Source organism: Corynebacterium ammoniagenes DSM 20306 (genome assembly GCF_001941425.1).
GTDB lineage: Bacteria > Actinomycetota > Actinomycetes > Mycobacteriales > Mycobacteriaceae > Corynebacterium > Corynebacterium ammoniagenes.
This window is the reverse complement of the sequence record NZ_CP009244.1, coordinates 2,157,225-2,177,730: the sequence shown is the minus strand read 5'-3', so window position 1 is coordinate 2,177,730 and position 20,506 is coordinate 2,157,225. Positions and strand designations below refer to the sequence as shown.

General features: G+C 56.6%; 21 protein-coding genes. 17 read left to right on the top strand and 4 right to left on the bottom strand.

Annotated elements, in window-relative coordinates; genetic code table 11:
* Window positions 1-159: 159 nt before the first annotated feature.
* Complete coding sequence (locus CAMM_RS10000; protein ID WP_147581137.1) at window positions 160-408, top strand: WhiB family transcriptional regulator; 249 nt, start codon at window positions 160-162, stop codon at window positions 406-408.
* A gap of 119 nt (window positions 409-527) precedes the next feature.
* On the opposite strand, the gene CAMM_RS09995 is transcribed toward CAMM_RS10000, so the two are convergent.
* Complete coding sequence (locus tag CAMM_RS09995; RefSeq protein ID WP_040355463.1) at window positions 528-998, bottom strand: metallopeptidase family protein; 471 nt, start codon at window positions 996-998, stop codon at window positions 528-530.
* A gap of 161 nt (window positions 999-1,159) precedes the next feature.
* Here CAMM_RS09995 and CAMM_RS09990 point away from each other — a divergent pair, with 161 nt between their 5' ends.
* The 6 genes from CAMM_RS09990 (at window position 1,160) to CAMM_RS09965 (ending at window position 6,942) form a co-directional block, all read left to right on the top strand.
* Entirely contained in the window at window positions 1,160-1,612 is a 453-nt protein-coding gene (locus CAMM_RS09990; protein WP_050759856.1) for a DUF3499 domain-containing protein, read from the top strand.
* An 89-nt stretch (window positions 1,613-1,701) separates the two neighbouring features.
* Window positions 1,702-3,069 (top strand): phosphomannomutase/phosphoglucomutase, encoded by a 1,368-nt coding sequence (locus CAMM_RS09985; RefSeq protein WP_003847352.1) that lies wholly within the window; start codon window positions 1,702-1,704, stop codon window positions 3,067-3,069.
* Window positions 3,070-3,299: 230 nt separating this feature from the next.
* Window positions 3,300-4,979 carry a nitrite/sulfite reductase gene (locus CAMM_RS09980; protein WP_003847353.1) on the top strand — a complete coding sequence of 560 codons (1,680 nt, stop codon included), beginning with the start codon at window positions 3,300-3,302 and terminating at the stop codon, window positions 4,977-4,979.
* Window positions 4,976-5,215, top strand: a complete 240-nt coding sequence (locus CAMM_RS09975; protein WP_075761555.1) for a hypothetical protein — start codon at window positions 4,976-4,978, stop codon at window positions 5,213-5,215. Before CAMM_RS09980 ends, CAMM_RS09975 begins: the two co-directional genes overlap by 4 nt.
* On the top strand, window positions 5,212-5,982 hold the full coding sequence (locus tag CAMM_RS09970) for a sirohydrochlorin chelatase (protein ID WP_003847358.1): 771 nt from the start codon (window positions 5,212-5,214) through the stop codon (window positions 5,980-5,982). The genes CAMM_RS09975 and CAMM_RS09970 overlap by 4 nt, the downstream gene beginning before the upstream one ends.
* Before the next feature lie 9 nt (window positions 5,983-5,991).
* A complete protein-coding gene (locus CAMM_RS09965; protein ID WP_003847360.1) occupies window positions 5,992-6,942 on the top strand; it encodes a sulfite exporter TauE/SafE family protein in 951 nt (316 codons plus the stop codon).
* Here CAMM_RS09965 and cobA read toward each other — a convergent pair.
* On the bottom strand, window positions 6,939-7,694 hold the full coding sequence (gene cobA / locus CAMM_RS09960) for a uroporphyrinogen-III C-methyltransferase (protein WP_075761554.1): 756 nt from the start codon (window positions 7,692-7,694) through the stop codon (window positions 6,939-6,941). The two genes, CAMM_RS09965 and cobA, sit on opposite strands and share 4 nt — an antisense overlap.
* A gap of 54 nt (window positions 7,695-7,748) precedes the next feature.
* On the opposite strand from cobA, the gene CAMM_RS09955 reads away from it, so the two are divergent.
* Both CAMM_RS09955 and manA read left to right on the top strand, forming a co-directional pair.
* Entirely contained in the window at window positions 7,749-8,771 is a 1,023-nt protein-coding gene (locus tag CAMM_RS09955) for a hypothetical protein (RefSeq protein ID WP_003847363.1), read from the top strand.
* Window positions 8,771-9,991 carry a mannose-6-phosphate isomerase, class I gene (gene manA, locus CAMM_RS09950; protein WP_003847364.1) on the top strand — a complete coding sequence of 407 codons (1,221 nt, stop codon included), beginning with the start codon at window positions 8,771-8,773 and terminating at the stop codon, window positions 9,989-9,991. The genes CAMM_RS09955 and manA overlap by 1 nt, the downstream gene beginning before the upstream one ends.
* Here the strand turns inward: manA and CAMM_RS09945 are convergent.
* Complete coding sequence (locus tag CAMM_RS09945) at window positions 9,975-10,709, bottom strand: hypothetical protein (RefSeq protein ID WP_003847366.1); 735 nt, start codon at window positions 10,707-10,709, stop codon at window positions 9,975-9,977. The two genes, manA and CAMM_RS09945, sit on opposite strands and share 17 nt — an antisense overlap.
* Window positions 10,710-11,037: 328 nt before the next feature.
* Between CAMM_RS09945 and CAMM_RS09940 the strand changes: the two genes are divergently transcribed.
* The 8 genes from CAMM_RS09940 (at window position 11,038) to secA (ending at window position 20,121) form a co-directional block, all read left to right on the top strand.
* Window positions 11,038-11,391 (top strand): DUF4259 domain-containing protein, encoded by a 354-nt coding sequence (locus CAMM_RS09940; protein ID WP_003847368.1) that lies wholly within the window; start codon window positions 11,038-11,040, stop codon window positions 11,389-11,391.
* Complete coding sequence (locus CAMM_RS09935) at window positions 11,391-12,005, top strand: dTMP kinase (protein ID WP_003847371.1); 615 nt, start codon at window positions 11,391-11,393, stop codon at window positions 12,003-12,005. The genes CAMM_RS09940 and CAMM_RS09935 overlap by 1 nt, the downstream gene beginning before the upstream one ends.
* Window positions 12,006-12,007: 2 nt before the next feature.
* Entirely contained in the window at window positions 12,008-12,706 is a 699-nt protein-coding gene (gene mtrA / locus CAMM_RS09930; RefSeq protein WP_003847373.1) for an MtrAB system response regulator MtrA, read from the top strand.
* An 81-nt stretch (window positions 12,707-12,787) separates the two neighbouring features.
* Window positions 12,788-14,335 (top strand): MtrAB system histidine kinase MtrB, encoded by a 1,548-nt coding sequence (gene mtrB / locus CAMM_RS09925; protein ID WP_003847375.1) that lies wholly within the window; start codon window positions 12,788-12,790, stop codon window positions 14,333-14,335.
* The gene (gene lpqB, locus CAMM_RS09920) at window positions 14,332-16,023 is read left to right on the top strand and encodes an MtrAB system accessory lipoprotein LpqB (RefSeq protein ID WP_003847377.1); all 1,692 of its coding nucleotides are present in this window, start codon (window positions 14,332-14,334) and stop codon (window positions 16,021-16,023) included. The genes mtrB and lpqB overlap by 4 nt, the downstream gene beginning before the upstream one ends.
* Window positions 16,024-16,101: 78 nt before the next feature.
* Window positions 16,102-16,629 carry a ComF family protein gene (locus tag CAMM_RS09915; protein ID WP_248620600.1) on the top strand — a complete coding sequence of 176 codons (528 nt, stop codon included), beginning with the start codon at window positions 16,102-16,104 and terminating at the stop codon, window positions 16,627-16,629.
* A 139-nt stretch (window positions 16,630-16,768) separates the two neighbouring features.
* Complete coding sequence (gene hpf / locus CAMM_RS09910) at window positions 16,769-17,422, top strand: ribosome hibernation-promoting factor, HPF/YfiA family (RefSeq protein WP_003847381.1); 654 nt, start codon at window positions 16,769-16,771, stop codon at window positions 17,420-17,422.
* A 152-nt stretch (window positions 17,423-17,574) separates the two neighbouring features.
* Complete coding sequence (secA, locus tag CAMM_RS09905; RefSeq protein WP_003847382.1) at window positions 17,575-20,121, top strand: preprotein translocase subunit SecA; 2,547 nt, start codon at window positions 17,575-17,577, stop codon at window positions 20,119-20,121.
* On the opposite strand, the gene CAMM_RS09900 is transcribed toward secA, so the two are convergent.
* Window positions 20,118-20,501, bottom strand: coding sequence for a hypothetical protein (locus CAMM_RS09900; protein ID WP_075761553.1), 384 nt, complete (start codon window positions 20,499-20,501; stop codon window positions 20,118-20,120). The genes secA and CAMM_RS09900 overlap by 4 nt on opposite strands.
* Window positions 20,502-20,506 lie beyond the last annotated feature (5 nt).

Sequence of the window (20,506 nt, the reverse complement as noted above, 5' to 3'; positions counted from 1 at the left end):
ATTTAGTGTTTCGGTGTGTAATCACAACAGTGTTATTTACGCCGCACGGCCAGTGCGTGGCGTGAGGACAATCCATTATTTAACCCAACTACGGAGGAAGGAATCGGCGTGGACAAACCAAACAATAACGCCATTCTCCGTGGCGGTGCTGCTGCAGAGATGACGCTCGATGAACTCTTTGGTGCCGTCGAGCAGGAGTGGCAAGACCAAGCCTTGTGTGCGCAAACTGACCCGGAGGCGTTCTTCCCTGAAAAGGGTGGCTCGACTCGTGAGGCGAAGCGCATTTGCCAGGCTTGTGCCGTCCGCGATGAGTGCTTGGAATATGCACTCGAGCATGATGAGAGATTTGGTATTTGGGGTGGGCTCTCAGACCGTGAGCGCCGCCGCCTTAAGCGCCAAATTGGCTAATGATTCCCCAGGGGGCGTGGAATTGATGCTGGGTTTTCACCGGTGTTGAAATAAGCGCAGTCGGGGATATATTTTTCCAAACAACATGACCTCACCTTGTGGTGGGGTTGTTGTTTTTTCTACCAGTTAAATCGGGGATCAATGACTTCGGGGTCAATATTGAGGTAATTAGAGACCAGCGCAGTTAGGACCGCGCTGAGCAGCTCCTCGCGTTCTTGGCGGCTGGCGCAGCGTGATTCAATAGGTTTGCGGAAAATGACCAGCCGGGCACGGGTGGGCCTTCCGCCAGCGTCGACACCGGCTGGCACGATGCGGCCGAGTGGCACCGGGCCGTCAGCCACGATGTCATCGGGCAAGATGGTCATATCCGCGCGCAGGCGCATCCGCGGCACGGTATCCACGGCGATGTCCAGGCCGCGTAGTTCTTCCAGGTAGGCATTGTGAATGGGGGAGTAGGCCTCGAGCACCTCCATGTCAAAGCGCTGCCCGCGCGTGCGAAAACGCGGGGTTTGCTGCGGCAAAAGTGGGCCACGCAGTCCGCGGCCATGGCGGTCGCGGGCGGGGCGGATGTGATTGCGCGCAGTACTCATGCCCATATTCTAAGACTTGTCCAGGAATTTCCTTGCCGCGCCACGCACGTCAAGTTGGCAGGTAAAACCCGCACCAAAAATTGCTGGTAGGCGCGCTGATGAAGGGGGCGATGTGCTGGGAGACTATCGAAATCTCAAGTTAGGGTTTAGACTTAAGCCTCGTGAGTGAGTTTCGTCGTTGTTCCCGCCCTGGCTGCGGCCGTCCGGCCGTAGCGACGTTGACCTATGCCTACAGCGAGCAGACCGCAGTTGTCGGCCCCTTGGTAGAAGAGCAAGACCCGCATTCGTGGGATCTGTGTTCTGATCACGCCGATAAAATTACCGCGCCCCAAGGTTGGGAGCTACTGCGGGTCGATCACATCGAGCTTTATGATGATGACGAGCTTTTAGCCTTGGCGGAAGCCGTGCGCGAAGCAGGTCGGGTGACCACAGGGCTTGTCGATGACACGACCAGCGGCGGCGGCCAAGACCCGATTGATTACAAGGCGAACTTTGATGGCGCTGATCCACAGCGCTCCAATCACCCGGTATTTCGCACGCGCCGCGTGGCCGATGCGCATCAACGCCGCCGCGCGCACCTTTCTGTCGTGCCCGATGTTGACCCGGAATCTTAACGCTGCGTGCTTATGATGTGGGCAACACATCATATAAATATCTCGCCCTGTAGAGAACTTGATTCTCATTAGGGCTAAACTTGCGGGTTATGCGTAACCGTGAAGCACTGGATGCCGTGATTAAAGCCTATGACGTCCGCGGCGTCGTAGGCCAAGACATTGATGAAGCCTTCGTTCGCGATGTAGGAGCCGCTTTTGCTTCCTTGCTTCGCGGGGAGGGGGAGACCACCGTTGCCATTGGCCACGACATGCGTCCTTCCTCGCCCGCGTTGGCTGATGCGTTTGCCGAAGGCGTGACCTCCCAAGGGTTGGACGTCATTCAGCTGGGCCTGTGCGCCACAGACCAGCTGTATTTTGCAGCCGGCACCTTCAACTGCGCCGGCGCAATGTTTACCGCATCCCACAATCCAGCCCAGTACAACGGCATCAAATTGTGCCGCAAGGGCGCAACACCGGTGGGTGAGGCAACGGGTCTGGCAGAGATTAAAGACAAGATGGTCGAAGGCATTGCGCCTGCCGATGTCCAGCCCGGTTCCATTTCGCACCGCGACATCTTGGGTGATTACGCCACATTCCTCAACGAGCTGGTGGATTTGAAGTCCTCCCGCCCACTGGTTGTCGCCGTGGATGCCGCCAATGGCATGGGTGGGCACACCGTGCCAGCGGTCTTTGACGCCTTGCCTTTCGATGTCCGTCCGCTGTACTTCGAGCTCGACGGCACCTTCCCCAACCACGAAGCCAACCCACTCGATCCGAAGAACCTGGTGGATCTGCAAAAATTCGTCGTTGAGCAAGGCGCCGATATCGGCCTAGCTTTCGATGGTGACGCGGACCGTTGCTTCGTGGTTGATGAAAAGGGCGATCCCGTCTCCCCATCGGCTATTTGTGCCTTGGTTGCCGAGCGCTACTTGGACAAATTCCCCGGCTCCACCATCATCCACAACCTGATTACCTCCAAGACTGTGCCGGAATTGGTCACCGAGCACGGTGGCACCCCAGTGCGCACGCGCGTGGGCCACTCCTTCATCAAGTCCCAGATGGCAGAGCATTCGGCTGTCTTCGGCGGCGAGCACTCCGCGCACTACTACTTCCAGGAATTCTGGAATGCTGACTCCGGTATGCTCGCAGCGCTGCACGTCTTGGCCGCCCTCGGACAGACCGATCAGTCTCTTTCGGAGCTCATGGCGCAGTATTCCCGTTACTTTGCCTCCGGTGAAATTAACTCCACCGTGTCGGATCAGGCAGCCAGCCAGCAGGCAATCTTGGATGAGATGGCCGACGAGATTGAGTCTGTAGACCGTCTTGATGGCGTGACCGTGCAGCTGGCAGGAACCGATGCCTGGTTCAACGTCCGCGCGTCCAATACCGAACCCCTGCTTCGCCTAAATGTCGAGGCTAAGACCCAAAACGAAGTCGATGACATCGTCAATAAAGTGCTGGGAATCATCCGCGCTTAAGGTATTTGGCTAACGCTAACTCACAATAAAACTCGCCGTGCACGCTCGTTGGTGCCGGCGAGTTTCGTGGTTTTATGCATCTTTATATTCGGTTCGCGGTTTGCGCATCCGTGCTGCTTGCGGCGTTGGAAAACCTGAATAAAAATATAGACCAATCAGTCTATATTGTATGAACTAAGTGGTGTGGATAGGTTTGTTCTAAACGATTTACCTCCCACGTTAGGAACCACATGACCATTGCGACAAATAAAAAGCCACGTCCACGCCGCACTCCCAAACCGGAAGGGCAGTGGAAGATTGACGGAATGGAACCGCTCAATAACGATGAGCGCATCAAGCAGGAAGATCCTGGCTTTTCCGCGAAACAGCGCGTTATTGATATTTACTCCAAGCAAGGCTTCGCCTCTATCCCACCGGAGGATTTAGCCCCACGCTTTAAGTGGTTGGGGATTTATACCCAGCGTAAGCAAAACCTTGGTGGCGAGCTTACGGGACAAGTCCCGAACTCGGAACTGCAAGATGAATATTTCATGCTGCGCATCCGCTTCGATGGCGGACGTGCCACACCTGAGCAGTTCCGCGTCGTCGGAGAAATCTCCAAGGAATTTGCGCGCTCGACCGCAGACTTCACCGACCGTCAAAACATCCAGTTGCACTGGATTCGCATCGAGGATATGCCCGAAATCTGGGAGCGCTTGGAAGCGGTAGGACTGTCCACCATGATGGGTTGCGGCGACGTCCCACGCGTGATTTTGGGCTCGCCGGTCGCAGGCGTTGCAGAAGATGAAATTATTGACGCCACCCCGGCGATAGAGACCATCGTCAATGAGTATCTTCACCGCGAGGACGTACAAAACCTGCCGCGCAAGTTTAAGACGGCTATTTCCGGCAACGCCCGCCAGGACGTGACGCATGAGATCCAGGACGTGTCCTTTGTCGGCACTAACCACCCAGAATATGGCCCTGGCTTTGATTGCTTCGTCGGCGGCGGGCTATCCACCAACCCGATGCTGGCGCAATCTATCGGCGCCTTCGTCCCACTGGAGCGAGTCCCAGAGGTCTGGCACGGCGTGGTCTCTATCTTCCGCGACTACGGTTTCCGCCGCCTGCGCAACCGCGCCCGTCTCAAATTCCTCGTCGCGCAGTGGGGAATTCAAAAATTCCGTCAGGTACTCGAAGACGAATACTTAGAATCACCGCTGCAAGATGGCATTCCTACCGTCCCGCACATGGGCAACCGTGACCACGTCGGCGTGCACAAGCAGCAAGATGGCAACTTCTACGTGGGCGTAAAACCCACAGTTGGGCACACCACGGGTGAGCAGCTGGTTGCTATCGCCGAGGTCGCAGAATCCTTTGGCATCGAGCGCGTGCGCACCACCCCGATGAAAGAACTGCTCTTTTTGGATGTGCGTGAAGAAGACATCGAGCCTTTGTCCAAGGCATTGGAAGAAACCGGCCTTTACCCCAAGCCTTCGGAGTTTCGCCGCGGGGTTATGAGCTGCACCGGCCTGGAATTTTGCAAGCTTGCGCACACCACCACCAAGTCCCGCGCGATTGAACTCGTCGATGATTTGGAAGAAGTCATCGGGGATTTGGACGTGCCGATTTCGATTACGCTCAACGGCTGCCCGAACTCCTGCGCGCGCACCCAAGTTGCCGATATTGGTTTCAAGGGCCAAACGCTAACTGATGAAGACGGCAACCGCATCGAAGGTTTCCAGGTGCACTTAGGTGGCGCCATGGGGCTTGACCCTGATTTTGGCCGCAAACTGCGCGGGCACAAGGTCAAGGGCACCGAAGTCACCGAATATGTCACGCGAGTGCTCACGAACTTCAAAAACCAGCGCCACCCCGGCGAGCAATTCCGCGACTGGGCGTTGCGTGCCGAGGATGAGGATCTGTCATGAGATTTCGCCGCGAACCCAATCCGAACCGAAACCATCCGCTGCACTGCCCGTATTGCGCCAGTGAGCTGCTGTTTCCGGATGAAGAAACAGAGTTCGCGTGGGCATGCCAAGACTGCCTGCGGGTCTTCTCCGTTCAATTTCACGGCCAAAATGACCCGCCGGTGCAGCCGCAGCAAGCACGGTCCTCGCACGAGGCTCTTGCCAATTCCTTGAAAAGGAAAGGCCATGAACTATGAATCACGCATTTATCGCGCTCTCCCATGGTTCTAGGCATCCGAAGGCGGCAGGGGGCATCGATAAGCTTGTTGCCCGCACTTCAGATTTAACCGGGGCATACGGGCAATCCGCGCACCTGGAATTTGATACGCCTTCGCTTGTCGATGCCACCCTGCACCTCCGCGAGCACGGCTTTGACCGGGCCACGTTGCTGCCGTTGCTATTTACCAATGGGTTTCACATGCGCTACGACGTGCCGGATGTGCTGGCACAAGCCGAACACGCCAGTGGTGTGGAGCTACATCCCGCCCCGGGCTTAGGTACGGGAGGTGACATTCTGCAGCAGCTAGCCCGGCGGCTGAACAAAGATATCGCGCAAGGGGATAACCCCCACGTGATTGTGTACGCCGTGGGTTCGTCGAATGTGGCGGCCAATGAGTCAGTGGTACGCCTAGCCGTGCGACTGGCCGATGCCACCGGCTTTCAAACCAGCACTTTATTTGCCACCCCCGGCGCTGGCCGCGCGGGTTATCTGTGGGGGACCAAAGGCCTGCAGCTGCAAGCTAGTGCGCACCCGCGCATCCACCTCTTGCCGCTGTTTGTCACCGATGGTCTGCTGCTTGATGCCGCGAATGCCGCGTTGCCAGAGATTATGCACACCACGGGCTCCTACATCACCAGTTCCGTCCCCTTAGGTTCGCATTTAGCGGACGTTTTAGCTCCCCGCCTTATTCAAATTCAACGCACCCTGGCTGAAAGATCAGCGCGCGTGCCCCAATATACTTAGGATGAAGACATGCCCACGCTCATTTTTATTGCTTTAGCAGGCTTTGCTGCGCAACTAGTCGACGGCGGAATTGGCATGGGCTTCGGTGTTACCTCCACCACTCTCCTCATTTTCCTCGCCGGTCTGGGGCCCGCGCAAGCGTCTGCGGTGGTTCACGCCGCCGAGCTTGGCACTACATTAGTGTCCGGGTTTAGCCACTGGCGCTTTGGCAATGTGGATTGGAAAATTGTCTTTTCCCTCGCCATTCCCGGAGCCATCGCCGCATTTATTGGTGCGACCTTATTATCAAATCTTTCCCTCGAAGCCGCCCAACCGGTGACCTCCGCGCTGTTGGTGCTGATTGCGATTAACCTGATTTGGCGCTTTAGCCGCGGGAATATCAAACGCACAATTGCCAACCGCCCGCACGCCACGCCCTTTCTAGTCGCCCTGGGCTCTGTCGGCGGCATGGTCGATGCCACCGGCGGCGGGGGATGGGGCCCGGTGACGACCTCCACGCTAATGGCGGCCGGCCGGGATAAGCCTCGACGCATTGTGGGTACGGTCTCCGCTGCCGAATTTCTTGTCACCTTGGGCGCAATCATCGGCTTTGCGTTTGGCTTGTGGGAGGACATCGTCGCGCATCTCGGTGCGATTGTCGCCATGCTCATTGGCGGTTCGATTGCCGCACCACTGGCTGCGTGGATGGTCTCACGATTGAACCCCATCATGCTCGGCGGGTTCGTGGGTACAGCGATTGCGGCGCTGAATATCTCCAATGTCTATGAGGGATTGGGATTTGCACCGTCGACGCCGTGGGTCGTGATTATCCACGTCGCGATTGTTGCGCTGGGAATTGGCGCGACCATTCGCGGGCATAGGAAAGCTCGCGCCCAGCGCGCGGAAGCTCTCGCAGCCGAAGAAGCAGCCGCTGCGGATGCGCCAGCTGTGCGCACCCACGAAGGGGCAACTACCGGCTAGCTCAAGCCCGCGACATCACCAATTACGAAGACTGCTGGAGGCACAATATTGGCCTCGGCAGTCTTTTGCCCTAGCTGGGCCAGCGTGGTGTTGATAACGCGCTCTTCTTCTAAGGTGCCGTTTTCAATAATTGCCGCCGGGGTGGTGCCGGCCAGGCCTCCTGCGAGAAGGGCATCGGCGATAGCGCCGGCATTGCGCACGCCCATAATGATGCTCAAGGTCGCGCCCGACTGCGCTAGGGCTGTCCAATCAACCAAGCTTTTTTCATGGCCGGGTGGCAAGTGCCCGGAGACCACCGTAAAGGCGTGCACGATTCCGCGCTGGGTAACGGGGATACCAGCGCTAGCTGGCACGGACACTGCGGAGGTCACGCCTGGGATGATTTCCGTGGCAATGCCTGCTTCGGCCAAAGCTTGAACTTCTTCAAAACCGCGGCCGAAAACAAAAGGATCTCCACCCTTGAGGCGCGCAACAGTCTTTCCCGCGCGCGCGTGGGAAATCAGCAACTCATTAATGCGTTCTTGCGACACCGATTTTTTATAAGGCAGCTTGGACACGTCAATAATTTCTTTATTGTCCACATCGCAGAGCTTGTCCAATTCTGGCGCCGGACCCAGATGATCCGTGAGAATCACATCAGCGTCCTGCAAGGCATGCATGCCGCGCACAGTGATTAAATCCCAGGCGCCTGGGCCGCCGCCAATCAAGGTCACTGGGCGGGGTAAATGCGAAGAATTTGCTGAAAGACTCATGTGGATAGATTACCGCGCCACCACGACGGTTCCGCATTTACTAGGCTTGAGCGCATGAGTGATGAAGGCTATTTTTCTGGCTCACAATATGACCCAGAAACCGTGCGCTTTTTCGATGTTGCCCATGAGGGCGCACAGATACGCGCCATTGCCGCGCATATCCAGCACCTTAGCGATTTACGCGGGGCGGAGTTTCGCTCCATCGTTATCTTGCCCACCGACCAAGTCGCGCGCGCAAGCGCCGAGATGGTTGTTGAATTAATATCGCCGCTGCCATGGCCCATATTCATAACGGACAAACTTCCGCACTATGTGGGCCCTTTGGATGCTGTCGTTGTTGTCGGTGAACGCAGTGATGCAGATTGGGCGTCGTTGGCGTTGATTACTGCCGCGCGCCGGGGTGCTACCACCGCGCTGATTGGGCCTGGGCGCGGCCCATTGGATGAGGATGCGCCGGAAGAGACATTGTCTTTTCCAATCCCACCGACTGCCGATGGCGCTTCGCCGAGTCGGTATATCACCGGGCTTTTAGCCATTTTGTGGTCGATTACTGATGCTGAGGTCATCGTCGCCGAGCGCTTGCATGAGCTTGCCGATGCCGCCGATGAGGAACTACAACAACTGTCCCCGGAACGCGATGCCACGGTAAACCCGGGGCGAGCCTTGCGAGATTTCACCGCCGACGCCCGAGTCGTACACACCGGTTCCCGCCTGGAGCAGCCCGCGGATCTCCCCGCCGGCGTTAACGTCGGGCTGGCGGTAGCACGCTGTGCGGCCACCATCTGGAGCACCCGCGGGCTATCCGGGGAATTTCTTGAACCGGAACTTGTTCCCATGGTGCTGGAACGCAACCAAGAATCCGCACCAAAAGATGACATTTTTTACGACCCGTTCCTGGATGGGGAAAAGAATCTAGTACCCTTAAAAATAATTGTGTGGGGGCAAGCAGATTCAGCCTTACCCCACTCGCTCGCCATGGCATGCACCGATGCTGATACCAGTGATTTGGTTTGCGCCGTCCGATTGCTCGTCCGCGCATTTGCCGCGACCGCTTACGATGTTTCGAAGGAAGATTAATGCAGCTGCTCAACAGTGCCACCCGAACCTATTCGTGGGGTTCTAAGACACTCATTCCGCACTTGCAGGGCAAAGCCGCCTCCAACTATCCCATCGCGGAATTGTGGTACGGCGCGCACCCTGGTGGGCCCGCAACGGTAGAAGATGAACCGCTCAATGCGATCATCGCCGCCGACCCGCAAGCGGCACTGGGGGAGAACGTGGCAGCGGAATTTGATAATAAGCTGCCCTTTTTGCTGAAGATCCTCTCGGCCGATGAGCCGTTGTCCTTGCAGGCGCACCCTTCCAAGGAGCAGGCGCTGCAAGGGTTTGCGCGGGAAAACTCTCAGGGCGTCGCGATGGATGCGCCGCAGCGCAGCTATAAAGACGATAACCACAAACCGGAACTTATCGTGGCGCTGACAGACTTTTATGCCATGGCAGGATTTCGCCCGCTCGTTCATACCCGCGAGCTTTTTGATGCCTTGGACTGCGAAGAGCTCAACCGCTACGCGCACATGCATATTGCCGATGGCCGGCTGACGCAAGACGAAGAATCTGATAGCTTGCGCGCGCTGTTTACGACTTGGATTACCATCCCGGCGACCACCCGTCGTGAGCTCATCGCCGCGCTGATGGAGTGCTCCAAGCAGCTGTTAGAAACTTTGCACTCAGACTCGTGGATGCGCCCAGTGTTGGAGACCCTCATCGATCTCGATGAGCTTTATCCCGGTGATGTTGGCGTGCTTGGCGCGCTGTTGCTCAACCACGTGCAATTAAGCCCAGGGGAGGCCATTTACCTCGACGCGGGCCAGCTGCATGCCTATGTGCGCGGCCTGGGCGTTGAGATCATGGCCAACTCCGACAATGTCTTGCGCGGTGGTTTGACTCCGAAGCACGTCGACGTGCCGGAATTGGTCAAGGTTTTATCGTTTAATACCATCGCAGACCCACGCGTAGAACAAATCAGCCTGTCGGATTCCGCGCAGGTAATGAACTATCCGGTGCCGGTCAATGAATATGCGCTGACCCGCTGCGATTTGAAGGCGGGACAAGAAGTAACTACCGAAAGTGATGGGCCAGCCATCATTTTGTGTACCGAGGGTAGCTTGCAGCTGACCGCTCAAGATGGCACGTGCTTAGAGCTTTCGCCTTCCGATGCCGCCTGGGTCCCCGCCGATGACGGCGACATCACCTTGAGCACGAAGGATAAAGCTCAAGCCTTTATCGCCAGGGTGTAGCAGAGCTTCCCGGTGTTTGCGCATTCTGCGTAGGCATCGGCGACTGGCTCGGAACTGGCTCACCTGAAGCTTCTGACTCAGATGGTTCAGTTGGCTCTACCGGCTGCGCGGACTCATTCGGCTCGTTTGGCTCAGAAGGCTCGACGTTAGGATCCGAGGGGCGCGTGGTCACGGTCTCTTCACCGTCTTCTTCAGGACTGGTGGGCTGTGGCGAGCTCTCCGCTGAGTCTTCTGGTGTCTGTGACGTCGGCGCGGGCTCGACAGGCTGAGTGTTTTCGTCTTCCGTCGGCGCGGGCTCAGCTTCGTACTCAGGCGAAGGCTGGTTATATTCTGACGCGGGGCTTTGCGCGTAATTGCCATACTCATCCCCAAAGATCGGCTCCGGACGGTACACATTTGTCGGATCCGGAGTCTCACGTTCGGGGTTAACCACAGAATTCGGCGCCAAGAACGGGTCATTGGCGTAGTTCGGGGCAGCAGCCTGCGCAGGAGCAGACTCCTGCTGCGGGCGCTCATTCTCATTCGAGTCCGGTTCTTCGGTTTCCGTGTTCTCTCGAGATGTCGGCGAAGTGGTGGTCGAACTAGACTGCGTCGTCTTCGTCGGATCGGCGTTGACCGAAACCGGGGTGCTCATTCGCCACACGCCAAATCCCACGGCGGCCGCTACTAACAGTCCTACCGTGAAAAATATGGTGACGCGCCGAACATCCGAATTCACAGGCGCCCTTTCTGGTTGGTAACAAATTAGTAACGACACTACCACGCGAGTCCAGTGAGGGGAATACTTTCCGACAATCTTTTTCCCGCCTGGAAAAATATTGTTTAATCTGCGGTTATGTAATTTCTTTACGAAAATATTCGCCCGTTGTGTTCAACCTCACGCGCGGGAACATGTGGGGCTTGATGCATGGTTGTTATTAACTAGGCAGTTGTCCGGCAGGTTCTACTAGGCTTCAGCTACCAAGTTGGCTAGTGTCGATTGTGCAAAACTGTCACGGCAAGTAAAGCGTAGTGAAGCAATAGGAAAATTAAAAGGAGCAAAGCCCATGAGCACCTGGGATGAGCATATTTTCACCAGTGATGACAATGTTGAGTTTCTCGATGATCTGATCGCCTTGGACGAAGACGACATCATTGAAGCAATTCACGACGCGATCATGCTGGCCACTGGGGACAATCAGGCCACCGAAGAAGAAGAGCAAAATGCTCTGGCAGCAGCCACCATCGCCGCAATTTGGGCGGGAGCTCCGTTTACTGCCGGCGATGTAGTGTCCAACTACCCCTATATCCGTGATCTGGTCGGGTACTCTTCGGAAGCGCTTAATGAAAAGGCAACGGAGCTTCTCGAAGACGTCGAAGAAGACTATGACCTCGAGCCTTTCCTCGAAGCGCTCGCTTAATGATTATAGCGATTGAAGGCATCGACGGCGCCGGGAAAAACACACTCGTATCGCAGTTGCGGAAGGAATTGAATATTCCCGTCGAGGTCTTAGCCTTTCCCCGGTACGAGGATTCTATTCACGCGCAGCTCGCCCAAGAAGCGCTCTACGGGCGAATGGGAGATTTAACCTCGTCGGCCTACGCCATGGCGACGTTATTCGCCCTCGACCGCCATGGTGCCAAGCAGCAGTTAGAGGAAGCATCGACAAGCTCTAATCTGCTCATTTTGGACCGCTACGTAGCTTCCAACGCCGCTTATTCTGCCGCGCGGTTGGGCGATGATGCCGTAATGGACTGGGTTTTTGACCTCGAGTTCGGGCGGCTGGGCTTGCCGAAGCCGGACTTGCAGATCTATCTCGCCACCGAGGTCGGGATAGCCGCACAGCGCGCATCGTCGCGGGAGGCACAGGATGCAAGCCGCGAGAAAGATCAGTATGAAAAAGATGGTGGTCTTCAGGCGGCAACTGCTGCCGCTTATGCGCGACTCGCCGAGGCCAATTGGGCAGGCCAGTGGATTGCCGCTGTTGATAAGGGTATTATCATCGACAAAGTTCTAGACCTTGTAGGGGAGTAAACGTGGCGCCAAAAATCCTGGTGGTAGATGACGATCCTGCCATTTCGGAGATGTTGACAATTGTCCTGGAATCCGAAGGATTACAGCCAATCCCCATCACCGACGGCAATGATGCTGTGCCGGCCTTTGAACAGCACAATCCGGATCTTATTTTGCTGGACTTGATGCTGCCGGGAATGAACGGCGTGGATATTTGCCGTGCCATTCGCCGCGATTCCAATGTGCCGATTGTCATGCTCACCGCCAAGACTGACACCGTTGATGTGGTGTTGGGGTTGGAATCTGGTGCAGATGACTACGTCACTAAGCCTTTTAAACCCAAGGAGCTGGTCGCTCGCGTGCGCGCGCGGTTGCGCCGGACGGAGACGACGTCGTCGGAGATCATCGAAGTGGGCGATTTGCTTGTCGATGTTTCCGAGCACACCGTTATTCGCCGCCCAGCCGATGGCGGGGAAGACGAAGAGTTGTCGTTGACTCCTTTGGAGTTTGATCTCTTAGTGGAAATGGCGCGCAAGCCTGGGCAGGTCCATACCCGCGAGGAGTTGTTGGAAAAAGTGTGGGGATACCGCCACGCTTCCGATACTCGTTTGGTCAATGTCCACGTGCAGCGTTTGCGCGCCAAGATTGAACACGACCCGGAAGACCCGCAGATTGTATTAACGGTGCGCGGTGTTGGCTACAAGACTGGCAAAAACGACTAGCTTCACAGTTGTTTACTTTCTTGATGGAGGCAGTGAGTTATTAAGTCCCGGTTGCGCCATTTACGCGACGTCATAAGTGAGATGTGGCGTACCTCGTTGCAGGTACGCGTCATTGGCATGATCTTGGTCGCTTCCGCCGTGGTCATGATCATCTTGGCGTATGCGCTTGTCTCCGTGCTGACTCAGCGGCTGGTGGATCAGAAGATCAGCATTGGTGATCAAGAAATTGAACGCGCGCGTATTGCCGTCGAGCAGCAAATTAATGCCACTGGTTCGGCGAACTCCGTCCAAGTGCGCATTAACTCCGCCCGGGCGTCCTTAACGCAACTGACCGCGGAGGGCGGGGAGTCGCACGCGACGTATGAACCTGTCATCGTGGTGGAAAACTCCAGCGGCGAAATCACCACGTCGCCGGAGGGATACCGCATTCCCGACTCCTTGCGTGCATCGGTGGCCAATGACCAGGTGGTCTACCAGTTTACGACCATCGACCAGCCCGGCGGCTCTAACTACCGCGCCTTGGTCGTGGGAACCCCCACCATGGCAGATATCCCAGACCTGCAGCTATATCTGGTGATGTCCATGGAAAATGAAGAATCCACCATGGCATTGATGCGCGGTTTGCTCTCTGCTGCGGGCGTGGTGGTCGTTGTCTTGCTCGTGGGCATCGCGTGGCTGGCTATTCAGCAGGTCATCACACCCATCCGCTCTGCCTCGCGCATTGCCCAACGCCTTGCTGCCGGGCATTTGCGCGAGCGCATGGTAGTTGACGGGGAAGATGAAATGGGACGCCTGGCGGCCTCGTTCAATGACATGGCCGATAAATTGTCCAAGCAGATTACGCAGCTGGAAGAATACGGTGATCTACAGCGACAATTTACCTCCGATGTCTCGCACGAGCTGCGTACACCGCTGACGACGGTGCGCATGGCCGCTGACCTTATCGCCGATGATGCCGATAATTTGGAACCGCACACTCGCCGCGCCAGCCAATTGATGATTCGCGAACTCGACCGATTTGAAGAGTTGCTCGCCGATCTATTGGAGATCTCCCGCCACGACGCCGGTGTTGCGGACCTGCAATCATCCAACATGGATATTCGCTCCTGCATTGAATCGGCCATGCAACAAACTGAGCACTTGGCCAAAGAACTCGACGTGGAGATCATCGCCAACGTGCCTGATACCCCAGTCAACGTGCAGGCGGACTCACGCCGGATCGAACGCGTCCTGCGCAACCTGCTGGCTAATGCCATCGACCACTCAGAAGGCAACCCTGTCACCATCGATATCGGGCATACCGAAACCGCTATTGCCGTGGCCGTCACGGACTCTGGTGTGGGGCTGAAAGAAGGCCAAGAGGAACTGGTTTTCAACCGCTTCTGGCGTGCCGATGCCTCCCGTAAGCGCCATTCCGGCGGTACCGGTTTGGGCCTTGCCATCGCGCGCGAGGACGCGGTGTTGCACGGCGGCACCCTCGACGCCACCGGCATCCCTGGCGTCGGTTCGCGCTTCCGGTTGATTATCCCGCGCGAGCCCGGAGCACCCTTTGGTGATGAACCCCTGCCCTTGGTGGTTCCGCACGCGCCCGAGGTCATTGACGAAGAAAGCGAGGAGCCCCAGTCATGAAAAAGCTCATCGCTGCCTTATCCGTTTCCGCGCTAGTGCTCTCCGGATGCTCGACCTTGCCGAGCGCCTCCGACCCGCAAGTGCTGCGCTCTTTTTCTCCGCAGCCGGAAGTCGACCCCGCAGTCGGGCCCACCCCGGGGCAAGAAGCTGACTTGTTGATTCGCGAATTCTACGCGGCCGCGGCCATCCCATCCTCGGACTACCGAGCAGCTCGTTCCTTTCTAACGCCGGAAGCTGCGGAGAGCTGGAACCCAGAAGAATCCCGGCGCATTGTAGATGTCATTGAGCTCACCTCGCAAAACACCTCCTCGGGTGACCAGCGTGCATTTACCGTTCGCGGTAGCGTCATTGGCTCTCTGGCCTCCGGAGGCAGTTATGTACCCGAAAACTCCGGCTATGAAACCACCATCCGCATGGAACAAGTCGACGGCGAATGGCGCATTACAGACCTGCCCGATGGTGTGGTCTTTGAACGCACTGAACTGCGTAATCATTTCCAGCCCTTGCCTGTCTACTTCTACCGCCAAACCGGAAGCGTGTTGGTCACCGACCGGCGCTGGCTCTTCGGCAGCCAAAACTCCCTCGACGCGCAGCTGATTACCTTGCTGCTCGAGGGACCATCGTCACGCCTTGCCCCAGCCACGACTTCCGTGGTGCCCGATGATGCTGCTTTCCTCGGCATCGAGGATGGCGAATATACCTTCGCCGGCATGCAAAATATGTCCCCCGATGACCGCCTGCGCTTTGCTGCCGAGTTGGTCTGGACACTCTCGCACGCAGGAATCCAAGAGCCGTACACAGTAACCGCCGACGGGGCACCCTTGGTGGAAAACCTTGAAACCATGACCACCGATGACTTCGCCGAATACAACCCCCGCGTGGCCTCGAATTCAGTCGCACCGCTGTATGCGCTCCACGAGGGCAATATCATGCAGGTCTCCGGCAACGCCGCCGAGCCGGTCTCTGGGCCATTGGGCGAAGCCGGCAATATTGAATCCGCCGATATCACAGCCAACGGGGTCATCGCCGCCGTGCGCCGCGACAACGAAGAATCCCAGTTTATTTTCGGCGATATCGATGGCGAGCTCGAAGAAGGCTTAAGTGCGGAGACCATCTCGCGTCCCACCTTCGAAAACGCCGGCCAAGCAGCTTGGTCGGTCGTCAACGGTGACGAAGTCCTGCGCATTGTGCGTTCACCTCAAACCGGGGAAGTGACCACCACCCGCGTGGACACCTCAGAATTAGATTCCATCAGCGGCGAAATCTCTGTCATTCGCTTGTCTAATTCCGGCGCCCAAGCCGCGATGATTATCGGCGGCGAGGTCTACATCGGCGTCGTCGAGCGAGAGCGCTCGGGGGACTTCCGCCTGACCAATATCTATAACCCCGCGAATGAGCTCGGTGGCACAGCGTTGAGCTTGGATTGGCAGGCCGATGGCTCCTTGGTGGTTGGCACTTCCACGCAAGAAACCCCTGTCTGGCGCGTGGAGCAAGACGGCTCGTCAGTATCTACCTTGCCTTCGGGCAATATCACCATTCCGGTGGTATCCATCGCCGCGTCGCCATCCACGCTGTACATCACCGATTACCACGCCATGTTGCAGCTTCCCGTAGAAACGGAATCTACGTATTGGCGCGAAGTACCTGGCATGCAGGGGATGCGCTCTGCGCCGATCGTGGCCAATTAAATGGAACTTCTCCTCCCGCGAGCATGCGCTGGGTGCCGCCATCCCGGGTCGGTGTTGTGCCGGCGGTGCCAGGAAGCTTTGCGGGAGGTTCCCACTCAGATCTATCGCAGATCGCTTATCGATGTCCCCGTCTTTTCCCTCGGCCCCTACTCCGAGATACGCCGCAACATCATCATCGCGATGAAGGAATACAACAACCGGGCCGTCCGGCCCTATGTGGGGGCGGTTATCCAAGCCGGGTTGTCGTATCTCATCGCGCGCGGCGATATTCCTGCACAGGTGCAGCTCGTGCCAGCGCCGACACGGGCTAAGTCCGCTGCGCTGCGCGGCGGCGACCCGGTGCTTCATGTATGCCAGGCAACAAACTTCGAGGTGTGCCATTGCGTGCGCATTTTCAAAGGGGCCGCTGACCAATCCACCCTGTCTGCGGAAGCGCGCCGGGATAATATGCGCCGGGCCGTCGAATTATTTGCTCCTGTGTCTAATGAGCCATTAATGGTCATCGATGATGTTATGACCACTGGTTCCACGCTTGCTGCCACGGTCGAAGTCTTGCGCGGGGCGGGGGCAAATGTCGCCGGAGGATTAGTTTTTGCCGATGTTTAAGGACATTGGTTATGACCACTGGTAGAATAGGGATTGTCACACACAGTAGTTGTTAATATCTACGTCACATCTACTGCTTGTGAGTACATCCGGCCCCAGGGGCCCAAGGTTTGGCCCCGCGATCACAGGGAGGCAAGTCATGACCGACACCACCACAGCAGCACAGGTCACCATTACCGGACGCAATGTTGAGGTGCCAGAGCACTTCTCCGACCGGGTCAAAGCAAAACTCGCAAAGATTGAACGCCTTGATCCCACGCTGACCTTCTTCCACGTAGAGCTGCAGCATGAGCCCAACCCTCGCCGTGACGCGCAGGCAGAGCGCATTCAGATCACCGCAACTGGCAAGGGCCACATCGCCCGCGCTGAAGCTAAGGAAGATTCTTTCTACGCCTCGCTGGAAACCGCCGTGGCAAAGATGGAACGTTCGCTGCGAAAGGTTAAAGTTCGTCGCGAAGCCACCAAATCCGGCCACCGTGCACGCAAGGGCACCGGAGAATTGGCTGCAGAAATCGTTGCGGATGCAGAAGCAGCGCGCGAGCAACAGCGCGAAGACCGCATGGTCGACCCTTATGCGGAAAGCATTGAGGACCAGCGCCCAGGACAGATTGTTCGCTCCAAAGAACACGCCGCTACGCCGATGAGCGTGGACGCAGCTCTGAGTGAGATGGAGTTGGTAGGCCATGATTTCTACCTCTTTATCAATGAAGAAACTCAGCGTCCTTCCGTGGTCTACCGTCGTCACGCATTTGACTATGGTCTGATTTCTTTAACTGAAGACCCAGAATCATAAGCACACGCTAGTTTGCCCAGTCGCATTAATTGACAAATGCGGCTGGGCTTACTTCGTTTTACTGGGGAGCTAAGGCGATACTACGCGATTCCTTGCGTACAATAGCGGGGAGCTAGTCAACAATGTCGTGGAAGTAAAGGAATAAATTACAAGTGTTTGGACTTTCCAAGCTGCTGCGTGCGGGTGAAGGCCGTACCGTCAAGCGGCTCGACAAAATGGCTGACCAAGTCATTGCTCTCGAAGACGAATTCTCAGCGCTTTCCGATGAAGAGCTCAAAGCGAAGACCGATGAGTTTAAAAAGCGCATCGCCGATGGAGAAGGGCTCAACGACATCCTTCTTGAGGCTTTTGCCACCGTGCGCGAAGCTGCTTGGCGCGTGATGAACCAAAAGCACTACAAGGTGCAGATTATGGGTGGTGCAGCCTTGCACTTTGGCAACGTTGCGGAGATGCGCACGGGTGAAGGTAAAACCCTGACCTCGCTGCTGCCGGCTTACCTTAATGCATTGGAAGGCAAGGGCGTTCACATCGTGACCGTCAATGATTACCTGGCTCGCCGTGACGCCGAGATGATGGGCCGTGTCCACCGCTGGCTCGGGGTATCCGTCGGCGTGATCTTGAACGAAATGCGTCCGGCTGAGCGCAAGGAAGCCTACGACTGCGATATTACTTATGGCACCAACAACGAGCTGGGCTTTGATTATCTGCGCGATAACATGGTTCGCACCTTGAAAGACTGCGTGCAGCGTGGCCACCATTACTGCATCGTCGATGAGGTTGACTCGATTTTGATCGACGAGGCGCGTACCCCACTGATTATTTCCGGCCCCGTTGATGGCTCTTCCCAGTTCTATGGTGTCTTTGCCACCCTCGCACCACGTATGCGCGCTGGCATCCACTACGAGGTTGACATCAAAAAGCGCACCGTCGGTGTCTTAGAAGAAGGCGTGGAATACGTCGAAGACCAACTAGGCATCGATAACCTGTATGCCCCCGAGCACTCTCAGCTGGTCAGCTACCTGAACAATGCGCTGAAGGCGAAGGAACTTTTTACCCGCGATAAGGACTACATCGTCCGCGATGGCGAAGTCTTAATCGTCGATGGCTTTACCGGCCGTGTCCTAGCTGGGCGTCGTTATAACGAAGGCATGCACCAGGCGATTGAAGCCAAAGAGGGGGTGGAAATTAAAAATGAGAACCAGACGCTCGCGACGGTTACTTTGCAGAATTTCTTCCGTCTCTACGAAAAAATCTCGGGCATGACTGGTACCGCTGAGACCGAGGCCGCAGAATTGAACTCCATCTACGGCCTTGACGTGGTGACCATCCCAACCAACCGCCCCAACCAGCGCGAAGATCATTCAGACCGCATTTACAAGACGCAGGAAGCCAAGTTCGCGGCGGTCGTCGATGACATCGCAGAGCACGTCGACAATGGTCAGCCCGTGCTAGTTGGTACCACCTCCGTGGAGCGCTCAGAATACCTCTCTGAGCTGCTAACCAAGCGCGGAGTCAAGCACTCGGTGCTCAACGCTAAACAGCACGAAGAAGAAGGCAATATCGTCGCCCGCGCCGGCCGCCCAGGCAATGTCACCGTTGCTACCAACATGGCTGGTCGTGGTACCGATATCGTGCTCGGTGGCAACCCCGAGGTCATCTTGGATATGAAGCTGCGCGAACGCGGACTCGATCCCTTCGATGATGAAGAAAAGTACCAAGAGGCGTGGGACGCCGAAATCCAAGATGAGCGCGAGCGTTCCCAGCGCCTGGGTGATGAAGTACGCGAGGCCGGTGGGCTTTATGTCCTGGGTACTGAGCGCCACGAATCTCGCCGTATCGATAACCAGCTGCGCGGTCGTTCCGGACGCCAGGGCGACCCCGGCGAGTCCCGTTTCTACCTATCCATGCGCGATGAGCTCATGGTGCGTTTCGTCGGTCAGTCCATGGAAAACATGATGAACCGACTCAATGTTCCAGATGATGTGCCGATTGACTCGAAGATGGTCTCCAACTCGGTCAAGGGCGCGCAGGCGCAGGTGGAAAACCAAAACTTCGAGATGCGTAAAAACGTCCTCAAATACGATGAGGTGCTCAACGAGCAGCGCAAGGTTGTCTACGCAACCCGCCACGAGATTTTGGAAGCCTCCGATATCAAGGACAATATCCGGTCCATGATTATCGATACCGTGACTGATTACGTCGCTGCCGCTACGGCTACTGGCTACGTGGAGGATTGGGACCTAGAGCAGCTGTGGAATGCGCTTGATGTCTTGTATGGTCCGAACTTGGATGCGCAAGAGCTTGTCGATGGCTCCGAGTATGGCGCCCCAGGCGAGCTCACCGCAGAACAGCTCACTGATGCATTGGTCAGTGACGCTTTGGCGCAATACGACGATTTGGAAGAGCGTATTTCTGCCATCGGTGGCGAGAAGCAAATGCGCGATACCGAGCGAATGATCATCTTGCCGGTCATTGACAATAAGTGGCGCGAGCACCTGTATGAGATGGACTATCTTAAGGAGGGCATCGGCCTGCGTGCGATGGCTCAGCGTGATCCTTTGGTGGAATACCAAAAGGAAGGCGGCGATATGTTCAACGCCATGAACGAGGGCATCAAGGAAGAAACGGTGCGACAGCTATTTATGTTGCGCAAGCAGATGACCGCCCAAGAGCAAGAACAAGAGCAGAAGCAAGCCTAAAGCAACCGGAAGGCACGCAGTTTATCCTGCTTTTTAGATAGCCTTCCGGTAAAAGCAATCTGCTTTTCGCCAAAGATGGCGGTGCCGAAATACTCGCCATCTTTGCGCCCATGCAAAGACTTCATCGACATTCGCGCATTTTTCGACCCGTGCGTTCGAGACCACGAGCTGAGATGCGTAAAGATCGAAGGATCGAAATACTTGGGCGTTAAATGCGCCAAGGGTCGTAAGCCTGAGGCGACTTCAAGCGCAATGCTGACGAGTTTGCTGGTTAATAACTTCTGTTGTTCATCCATGTCATTGGAGGGCGCGGAATACACAACTGGGTCATCCGGGATAAAGCGCATCAAATGAGCGCATCCGGGGATCGGTTGATACACGTGGT

Bases quoted from the DNA above. Each gene is read 5' to 3' on its own strand.
- CAMM_RS10000 (WP_147581137.1), top strand. From the start codon at position 160: ATGACGCTCGATGAACTCTTTGGTGCCGTCGAGCAGGAGTGGCAAGAC.
- CAMM_RS09940 (WP_003847368.1), top strand. From the start codon at position 11,038: ATGAGCACCTGGGATGAGCATATTTTCACCAGTGATGACAATGTTGAG.
- mtrB (WP_003847375.1), top strand. From the start codon at position 12,788: ATGTGGCGTACCTCGTTGCAGGTACGCGTCATTGGCATGATCTTGGTC.
- lpqB (WP_003847377.1), top strand. From the start codon at position 14,332: ATGAAAAAGCTCATCGCTGCCTTATCCGTTTCCGCGCTAGTGCTCTCC.
- CAMM_RS09970 (WP_003847358.1), top strand. From the start codon at position 5,212: ATGAATCACGCATTTATCGCGCTCTCCCATGGTTCTAGGCATCCGAAG.
- manA (WP_003847364.1), top strand. From the start codon at position 8,771: ATGCAGCTGCTCAACAGTGCCACCCGAACCTATTCGTGGGGTTCTAAG.
- CAMM_RS09965 (WP_003847360.1), top strand. From the start codon at position 5,992: ATGCCCACGCTCATTTTTATTGCTTTAGCAGGCTTTGCTGCGCAACTA.
- hpf (WP_003847381.1), top strand. From the start codon at position 16,769: ATGACCGACACCACCACAGCAGCACAGGTCACCATTACCGGACGCAAT.
- CAMM_RS09935 (WP_003847371.1), top strand. From the start codon at position 11,391: ATGATTATAGCGATTGAAGGCATCGACGGCGCCGGGAAAAACACACTC.
- CAMM_RS09995 (WP_040355463.1), bottom strand. From the start codon at position 998: ATGAGTACTGCGCGCAATCACATCCGCCCCGCCCGCGACCGCCATGGC.
- CAMM_RS09985 (WP_003847352.1), top strand. From the start codon at position 1,702: ATGCGTAACCGTGAAGCACTGGATGCCGTGATTAAAGCCTATGACGTC.
- cobA (WP_075761554.1), bottom strand. From the start codon at position 7,694: ATGAGTCTTTCAGCAAATTCTTCGCATTTACCCCGCCCAGTGACCTTG.
- CAMM_RS09955 (WP_003847363.1), top strand. From the start codon at position 7,749: ATGAGTGATGAAGGCTATTTTTCTGGCTCACAATATGACCCAGAAACC.
- CAMM_RS09980 (WP_003847353.1), top strand. From the start codon at position 3,300: ATGACCATTGCGACAAATAAAAAGCCACGTCCACGCCGCACTCCCAAA.
- CAMM_RS09975 (WP_075761555.1), top strand. From the start codon at position 4,976: ATGAGATTTCGCCGCGAACCCAATCCGAACCGAAACCATCCGCTGCAC.